This window comes from Candidatus Symbiopectobacterium sp. (genome assembly GCF_020054415.1).
Classification (GTDB): Bacteria; Pseudomonadota; Gammaproteobacteria; order Enterobacterales; family Enterobacteriaceae; genus Symbiopectobacterium.
The window spans coordinates 1-8,650 of sequence record NZ_JAHWCO010000669.1 but is presented as its reverse complement, the minus strand read 5'-3'; the positions used below and the strand labels follow the sequence as shown (position 1 = coordinate 8,650).

The window sequence follows — 8,650 nt, the reverse complement described above, 5'->3', positions numbered from 1 at the left end:
TGTCGCCTGTGCTCTGGCAAACAAACTGGCGCGAATAGCCTGGTCAATCACAACTAATCACAATGAATATCAGGCCTGATGTTATATAGAACTACATCAAGAAACTGATTATTAAGTAATTAAACAGCAGTTACCTATCTGGTTTTGCGAAGACTGATTATTGATGACATGAACGGCATATCGGCCTGCTGAAAAACCTGACGACAAAAATGGCTCACTGAAGCCGAGGGCCTTTTCAGGTTCACCAGGCGCGGAACTCATCGAGGCGCGGGCATCTCGCCCACAGAGACGCCGGATAGATTGAAGCAAGCCCGCCATTAGTCAAAAATCAGTGTTGCAAAAATGGGGGTGACCATAGATTTACCGGATGGGCGCATGATCGCGCAGGCGGTTACCGGTACGCCGGGCCACGTCAATTCGATGGCGGAATCGGTCAAACACTTCCTGCGCGCGTTTCCGTTGGAACAGATGCAGGCGGGCGATGTGTTTTTAACCAACGATCCCTGGAAAGGCACCGGCCATCTATACGATATGACGATGGTGACGCCGGTATTTCGTCAGGAACAGGCGGTTGGTTTGTTCGCCTCGACGCTGCACGTCGCAGATATCGTTGGCTTAGGCCCAGGACCGGATGGTCAGTTGATCTATCACGAAGGGTTGTTTTTGCCGCTGCTGCGCTTTATCTATGGCGGCCAGATCAGTCAGGTGGTGCTGGATATTATTCGCGCCAACGTGCGTGAACTGGAGCAGGTTGAAGGCGATTTGCTGGCGCTGGTGGCCTGTAACGACGTCGGTGCCCGCTTCCTCAACCGCATGATGGATGAATTTGCCCTCGATTCTCTGGTGCCAGTGGGCGAGCATATTTTACAGCACTCCGAACAGGCGATGCGTGATGCGGTGCGTCAGTGGCCGCAAGGAAGCTGGAGCAATGAACTGCTGGTGGATGGTTATGATGCACCGATCCGCATTCGCGCCACGTTACACATTCGCGACGGCGACATTGAGGTCGATTTTACCGGCACCGATCCCTATGTGCCGCAAGGCGTTAACGTGGTGAAAGCCTACACCGATGCCTACACCTCGTTTGGCATTCGCTGCCTGATTGGTGCCGATATTCCTAACAATGCCGGATCGTTAGGCGTGATTCGCGTTAGCGCACCGGAGGGCTCTATCGTCAATGCACCCTACCCTGCGGCAGTGGCCGCACGCCACATTATCGGTCAGCTGTTGCCGGATGTGGTGTTTGGCTGTCTGCGTCAGGCGCGCCCCGGCGCGGTGCCAGCCGAAGGCTCCTCATCACTGTGGAACATCCGCCTGTCGGGCGGCCACCCGATTGCGGGCTATTCCAATGAGCGGTTGGTCAACAAACAGCGCTTTACCATCACCAGCTTTTCCACCGGTGGTCGCCCGACGCTGGATGGACTTTCCACCACCTCGTTCCCCAGCGGCGTGCGCAATATCTCCATAGAGATTCTGGAAACCATGAGCCCGCTGGTGTTCTGGCGTAAAGAGTACCGACCAGATTCCGGCGGCGCAGGCAGGCAGCGTGGAGGGTTGGGGCAAGTCATCGAAATCTCCCATGGGCAGCAGGCGCCTATGTTACCGGGCGCGGCGTGGGATCGCATTGTTTATCCCGCTCGTGGCGTAGAAGGCGGTGCGGACGGCGCACCGGGTAGAGTGAGTCTGGCCTCCGGCGCGTTACTGAAAGGTAAAGGCCGACAGGCGATCCCGCCGGGCGAACATCTGGTGGTAGAAACGCCGTGCGGTGCCGGTTTGGGCGACGCGCGCGAACGTTCTGCGCACGCTATCGCCCAAGATGTTCGTAGCGGACTGGTCAGCGCGCAAGTGGCCATGCGTGATTATCACTACGGTGATGAAAACAAATAACGACAACGCATGACAAGGTTGAGGTGCTTATGAATTGGGTAGACTTTCGTTTAGGGAAAAAGCGCCAACAGCGTCCGGTAAAGCTAGCAGCAACGCTAGCGCTGTACGCCCTGTTAGCCACCAGCGGTGCAACCGTATACGCACAAACGCCGGAGCCACAGCGCGGCGGCACGTTGAATATCGTCTTGAACGCCGAACCGCCTACGCTGGTGGCGCTGTCCACCGTTGCTACGCCAAGCCTGAGTGTGAGCGGCAAGGTGACGGAAGGGTTGCTGAAATACGATTTCGATCTCAATCCACAACCGCAGTTAGCCACCGCCTGGGAAGTCAGTCACGATGGCAAAACCTATACCTTTCATCTGCGCAAGGGAGTGAAATGGCATGATGGGCAGGATTTCACCTCTGCGGATGTGGCCTATTCAATAGCATTGCTCAGGAAATACCACCCGCGCGGGGCCAGTAACTTCGCCAGAGTGACTGAGGTGAAAACACCAGATGCCAACACGGCGGTGATTGAGCTGTCGCAGCCTGCGCCTTATCTGTTACGCGCGCTGACCGCAGCAGAATCGCCGATATTGCCCAAGCATATCTACGAGAATACCGATCCGCTTAAAAACCCGAACGGAAGCGCACCGATCGGCACCGGTCCCTACCTGTTTAGCCAGTGGGAGCGTGGTAGCCATCTGATCCTCAAGCGCAACCCTAACTATTAGGACAAAGAAAAGCCGTATGTCGATCAGATTGTGATCCGCTTTATCCCCGACGCCTCATCGTGATCGGTTGCCTTTGAAACCGGCACCGTGGATCTTGGCTATCGCTCCCCGGTGGCGCTCAGCGACCTGGATCGCTTGAAGGCGATCCCAAAACTGGCGTTTGAAACCAAAGGCACCAGCTATTCCTATAACGTATCTTCACTTCAGTTCAATCTGGATGATGAGTATTTTAAGAACCTAGAAGTGCGTCAGGCCATTGCGCATACGTTAGACAGAGAGCTTATTCGCAAAGTGGCTTATTACGGCTATGCCACGGTAACCACCTCTCCCATCGCGCCGGGGTTAAAAGATTTCCACGATCCATCCCCTTCGCCCTACGCGCTGGAGATCAAACGCGCCAATCAACTGCTGGATGAGGCGGGCTATCCGCGCAATGCCAAAGGAATCCGTTTTAAAACCACACTGGATTACAACCCTATATCTGATGGCTTGAAACCCACAGGGGAGATTGTGCGCTCGTCTCTGGCAAAGATCGGCATTGACGTCACGCTGCGCTCACAGGATTTATCTGCCTTTGTGAAACGTGTTTATACTGATCGCGATTTCTCATTCACGTTAAACGGGCACAGTAATCTGTTCGATCCCACGGTAGGCGTACAGCGCATTTACTGGTCGAAAAATTTCCGCAAAGGGGTGCCTTTCTCCAATGCGTCTCACTACCAGAATACCGAGGTCGATCGTTTGTTGGAAGACGCACAAACCGAAAACGATCCGGCAGTACGTAAGCAGAAGTTTATTGAATTTCAGAAAATCGTCGGACGTGAGTTGCCGGGTCGTGTATTCGATGAGTTGATGTAGCATCAAACGTAGTACTCGCGTTCGATGTAAGTACCGATGATCCTATTGTGCATTTCGGATGATTTTGAATATCCGAGCGTCTTGCGATTGAGCCGTTGCGATCGGTTACGCAGCGTCAGATGTGTACGCTCAATACGCTGTGTATACAGCTTGCTAACAATGTGTTTTACTTTTGGAAGTTCGTCGTTGTAAGCCCTATAGCCATCCGCGTTTGCATGACTGACAACGGTAACGCTGATGGCCACTTTTGCCATCACCGTATTTTTTCACAGGAAATGTCTGTTCACAAAACGGGCATCTTACATCAACTTTAGCCACTGTATTCCACATCCAAAACCGGATGCAATCAACATATTGAATACACGACCAGTTGCCGGATATCAGCCTGATTTCACCGCAGTACATCACGATTTACAACCGGCGCGTACACGATCATTCGCTCACGGCCGATGGCATTGAAAACACCCTATCTGACGTCTGGGTGGAAGCGCAAAGGTAACAGAACAAAGGTCACGTGCTCCAGGCCATTTGCAGAGCACATTACCTGGAGGAAGCCTTTCAAGAGAACAGCGCCTGCGTTTATCCACGCAGGCTTTTGATTATCGAGGGTGTTGCACAAATTCCCGGTACTTGGCTGCCAGCGCTAAAAAGTCATCCACTCCACACAGCGCCAGACTTTCTTCATCGTAATAGCTCATGCCCTCTTCCATCTCATCCACGGCGAAGGAGAGTTGATTAGCGCGAATGAGCACCTCTTCGCTGTCTAGCAACAGCGTATATTCGTGCCCGACTTTTTGCCATTGGCGCTCACTCCCTGCCACATCGTGCGCCGCTTGTTCCACCTCATCAAGCAGAGCAAGCTGCTCTTTGACTTCTTCATTAAACCAGTGGCCAACGGCTTCGTGCCCCATTGACATATGCACAATGACCTGGCCTGAGACATCCCGCAAAAATTCATAATCCATGACGCCATCCTCCCACGGTAGTGCTTACTATCAAGTGTAACGGGCCACACTGCATCTCACAGTGATAGCCTGCAAATATTGCAAGGTCGCGCAGCGCGGCGGGGATGATACCCGCTATTGTGACAAAACGTGCACGTTTCTCTGGAAGAAACCAACAATAAATACTGTGACAATAAGTCAGCCGCTTGCCTAGGCTGAAAAAAGAGATGATTTACACTCGCCAGACACAGAATACGGCATGGAGCCACGATATGGATATACCTAGCGTAGCAACAGGCGCCGTCTCCCCGAGGGACGACCGTATTTATGAGGATTCGAAGGTAAGGCCGGTTGGCATAGCCGCGATCTTCAACCGCATAACCAACACTCTTGAGCGCCCCAAGATGATACCGTCAATGACACCAGAGGATAAACGCATGCTGGACACACTGGTTACGCGTTGCATCGGCCATGCAGAGGCCTACCTGCGTTCTCAAGGGCGAACGGCCAAAAAAAAAGAGCCCATATCATCATGGGCTCTTGTCGTATTCATCACACACAGAAACTAGACAGCGCTTTGGAAAATCACCCCGTCCGCTTTCGCCGTATACTGATCCAGCCGATCGAAATTCAGGTAGCGATAAGTATCCTGCGCGGTTTTATCCACCTGATCCATCGCAGCAAGATATTCATCAGGCGTCGGCAGTTTGCCCAACAATGACGCCACCGCCGCCAGTTCCGCAGACGCCAGATAGACATTAGCGCCAGTACCCAAGCGGTTCGGGAAGTTACGGGTAGAAGTCGATACCACCGTTGCACCATCAGCTACTCGCGCCTGATTGCCCATGCACAAGGAGCAGCCAGGGATCTCGACGCGCGCACCGCTCTTGCCAAACACGCTGTAATAGCCCTCTTCCGTCAGCTGCGCGGCGTCCATCTTGGTCGGTGGCGCAACCCACAAACGCGTCGGCAGTTGGCCTTTGTGCTGATCCAACAGCTTACCCGCAGCACGGAAGTGGCCGATATTGGTCATGCAGGAGCCGATAAACACTTCGTCAATCTTCTCACCCTGCACATCAGACAGCCAGCGCGCATCGTCCGGATCGTTCGGCGCACACAGGATGGGCTCCTTGATGTCAGCCAGATCGATATCGATCACTGCGGCGTATTCCGTATCGGGATCGGCTTCCAGCAGTTGCGGATCGGCCAGCCATTTTTCCATGCCCTGTACGCGACGCTCCAGCGTACGACGATCACCGTAGCCTTCAGCGATCATCCGCTTGAGCAGCACGATGTTAGAGTTCAGGTACTCGATAATCGGGGCTTTATCCAGCTTGATGGTACACCCAGCGGCAGAACGCTCTGCTGAGGCATCAGTCAGTTCAAATGCCTGCTCCACTTTCAGATCGGGCAACCCTTCAATTTCCAGAATGCGGCCAGAGAAGATGTTCTTCTTGTCTTTCTTCTCAACCGTCAACAAGCCCTGTTTGATGGCATACAGCGGGATGGCATGCACCAGATCGCGCAGGGTAATCCCCGGTTGCATCTTGCCTTTGAAGCGCACCAGCACCGACTCCGGCATGTCCAGCGGCATCACGCCCGTGGCGGCAGCAAACGCCACTAGTCCGGAGCCTGCCGGGAAGGAAATACCGATCGGGAAACGGGTATGGGAGTCACCGCCGGTGCCTACAGTATTCGGCAGCAGCATGCGGTTGAGCCAGGAGTGGATAACGCCATCGCCTGGACGTAGGGAAACACCGCCACGGTTCATGATAAAGTCCGGCAGCGTGTGATGCGTGGTGACGTCAACCGGCTTCGGATAGGCGGCCGTGTGACAGAATGACTGCATCACTAGGTCAGCGGAAAAGCCAAGGCAGGCTAGGTCTTTCAGTTCGTCACGGGTCATCGGACCGGTGGTGTCCTGAGAACCGACGGAGGTCATCTTGGGTTCGCAATACTGATCCGGACGAATCCCAGCAACGCCACAGGCGCGGCCCACCATCTTCTGCGCCAGCGAGAAGCCGCGCGTACTCTGCGCCACATCCTTCGCCTGACGGAAGACATCGCTCGCCGGAAGGCCCAGCGCTTCACGCGCTTTGGTAGTCAGACCGCGACCAATGATCAGCGGAATACGACCGCCCGCACGCACTTCATCGAGCAGTACGTCGGTTTTCAGTGCAAACGTTGCCAGCACGGTATCGCTGTCGTGCAGGCGCACTTCACCTTTGTAGGGGTAAATGTCGATCACATCGCCCATGTTTAATTCGTTCACATCGACTTCGATCGGCAACGCGCCCGCATCTTCCATGGTGTTGAAGAAGATAGGCGCAATTTTGCCGCCCAGCACCACACCACCACCGCGCTTGTTCGGCACGTGCGGGATATCTTCCCCCATAAACCACAGCACCGAGTTGGTGGCAGATTTACGCGAAGAACCGGTTCCCACCACGTCACCCACGTAGGCCAGCGGGTATCCTTTCTGGCTGAGCGCTTCGATCTGTTTGATCGGGCCAACGGCACCGGGTTGATCTGGCGTAATGCCATCGCGGGCGTTTTTCAACATCGCCAACGCATGCAGTGGGATATCAGGGCGAGACCAGGCATCGGGTGCCGGAGAAAGATCATCGGTATTGGTTTCACCGGTGACTTTGAAAACAGTGACAGTAATTTTCTCTGCCAGTTTAGGACGAGACAGGAACCATTCGGCATCAGCCCAGGATTGCACCACGCGTTTGGCGTGTACGTTACCGGCTTTGGCCTTCTCTTCCACATCGTAGAAGTTATCGAACATCAGCAGAGTATGCGACAGCGCATAGGCAGCGATGGGAGCCAATGCCTCATTGTCCAGTGCTTCAATCAGCGGATGAATGTTGTAACCGCCTTGCATGGTGCTAAGCAGTTCAACGGCTTTTTCCGGGCTGACCAACGGAGAATGGGCTTCCCCTTTCGCGACAGCCGCCAGAAAACCGGCTTTAACATAGGCGGCTTCATCAACGCCCGGCGGCACGCGGTTTACCAGCAGATCCAGCAACACCTCTTCTTCGCCAACAGGAGGTTTCTTCAGCGCATCCACCAGCGCTGCCATCTGTGAAGCGTCTAACGGCTTAGGTACGATGCCCTGTGCAGCCCGGTCGGCCATGTGCTTGCGATATTCTTCTAGCACGATTCTCTCCTCGCTCTCATTGTCTTCGTTATGTCCGGCGCTCTCGCTCCCGGTTGTGATGTCCATACCCGGTTACGCGTCAGGCGATGTGTCCTCCGCCTGTGAAAATGTAGGGTGGCGTACCCGGCAGTAAGATCGTCATGCACTCCAGCATATCAATTTTTGAACGTTTTGTTAATTCCGTTTACATAAAAGCAACATAAATAACGCAACATTGCCTAGCCGCACAAAGGCACACGCCCTGTAGACCATGATGGGAATAAACGTTTTTTACTTGAGCATACCACGAGCGCCCCTCGTCGACATATCCCCTGTACGCGACTGGGGTTTACATTGGGTAACTTTCAACAATTTTAGTTTGTTATACTGCCCTCGACCTATAAAAAAGACGTATGTAAGAATTCCCGTATCTTGCCGTAGCTTAACATCACTAGGGGTTGGAAAATGGATAGGTATCATCATGTCTTTTTTACGCAATATGACCATCAGAAAGCTGCTGCTGATGGTGTTGACGCTGTTTCTTTTGCTGTGGGGGGGGGGGGGGTGTGGCGTGGTTTACGCTCTCTGCCCTTAATCAGGCAACGCACTATTTGATCGTGGGTAACACCCAGGTGGGAGGACTGAACACGCTGACCAAAGGCGCGAACCAATCCATGAACACCGCAATCCGCCTGAATCAGGTGGTAACGCTAATGCAAAGCAGCAAATTGACCGATGTCGATGCCACGCTGGCGCAAGCTGTTGACGAATACAAAAACAGTGCCGCCAGTCTGGAGGCCTTCAAAGTCATGCCTCACACGCAGGTTGCTCAGCAAACGGTCGATGAAACCGTGCAAAACTGGCAGAACGTCCTACAACAGGGTCTGCAACCGATGATGAGCTCGCTGCAAGAGAAAAAGTTTGCTGAATATCGGCGCGTATTCCGCGATGACTTTCATCCGTTGAATGGCTTTGTTGAATAAATAGAACTTTTGGGTAATCATCGGAGCAGATCACCACAGTTGTTTCAAAATCAGGTCTCCATGGCAAAACAAAATTTTAAAATCACCAACTGGCCCTCTTATAACAAGGCCCTCAAGCAGCGC

Annotated in this window: 5 protein-coding genes and 2 pseudogenes; 4 read left to right on the top strand and 3 right to left on the bottom strand. The window is 53.6% G+C overall.

The window, feature by feature from the left end:
• Positions 1-348: 348 nt before the first annotated feature.
• Positions 349-1,887: a hydantoinase B/oxoprolinase family protein gene (locus tag QZ506_RS19305; RefSeq protein ID WP_291973214.1), complete on the top strand. Its 1,539-nt coding sequence runs from the start codon at positions 349-351 to the stop codon at positions 1,885-1,887.
• Positions 1,888-1,916: 29 nt separating this feature from the next.
• Positions 1,917-3,458, top strand: a pseudogene (locus QZ506_RS19300) (ABC transporter substrate-binding protein).
• Between the two features lie 2 nt (positions 3,459-3,460).
• Here the strand turns inward: QZ506_RS19300 and QZ506_RS19295 are convergent.
• Positions 3,461-3,776: pseudogene (locus QZ506_RS19295) on the bottom strand (IS1 family transposase).
• Between QZ506_RS19295 and QZ506_RS19290 the strand changes: the two are divergent.
• Complete coding sequence (locus tag QZ506_RS19290; protein ID WP_291973212.1) at positions 3,696-3,917, top strand: hypothetical protein; 222 nt, start codon at positions 3,696-3,698, stop codon at positions 3,915-3,917. The pseudogene QZ506_RS19295 and the gene QZ506_RS19290 sit on opposite strands and share 81 nt — an antisense overlap.
• A 140-nt stretch (positions 3,918-4,057) precedes the next feature.
• Here QZ506_RS19290 and yacL read toward each other — a convergent pair whose 3' ends face one another.
• Positions 4,058-4,423 carry a protein YacL gene (yacL, locus tag QZ506_RS19285; protein WP_291973210.1) on the bottom strand — a complete coding sequence of 122 codons (366 nt, stop codon included), beginning with the start codon at positions 4,421-4,423 and terminating at the stop codon, positions 4,058-4,060.
• A 544-nt stretch (positions 4,424-4,967) separates the two neighbouring features.
• Positions 4,968-7,565, bottom strand: a complete 2,598-nt coding sequence (gene acnB / locus QZ506_RS19280) for a bifunctional aconitate hydratase 2/2-methylisocitrate dehydratase (protein ID WP_291973208.1) — start codon at positions 7,563-7,565, stop codon at positions 4,968-4,970.
• Between the two features lie 545 nt (positions 7,566-8,110).
• On the opposite strand from acnB, the gene QZ506_RS19275 reads away from it, so the two are divergent.
• Positions 8,111-8,527, top strand: coding sequence for a Tar ligand binding domain-containing protein (locus QZ506_RS19275; RefSeq protein WP_291973206.1), 417 nt, complete (start codon positions 8,111-8,113; stop codon positions 8,525-8,527).
• The last annotated feature ends 123 nt before the right edge of the window (positions 8,528-8,650 follow it).

Bases quoted from the DNA above. Each gene is read 5' to 3' on its own strand.
- QZ506_RS19290 (WP_291973212.1), top strand. From the start codon at position 3,696: ATGGCCACTTTTGCCATCACCGTATTTTTTCACAGGAAATGTCTGTTC.
- yacL (WP_291973210.1), bottom strand. From the start codon at position 4,423: ATGGATTATGAATTTTTGCGGGATGTCTCAGGCCAGGTCATTGTGCAT.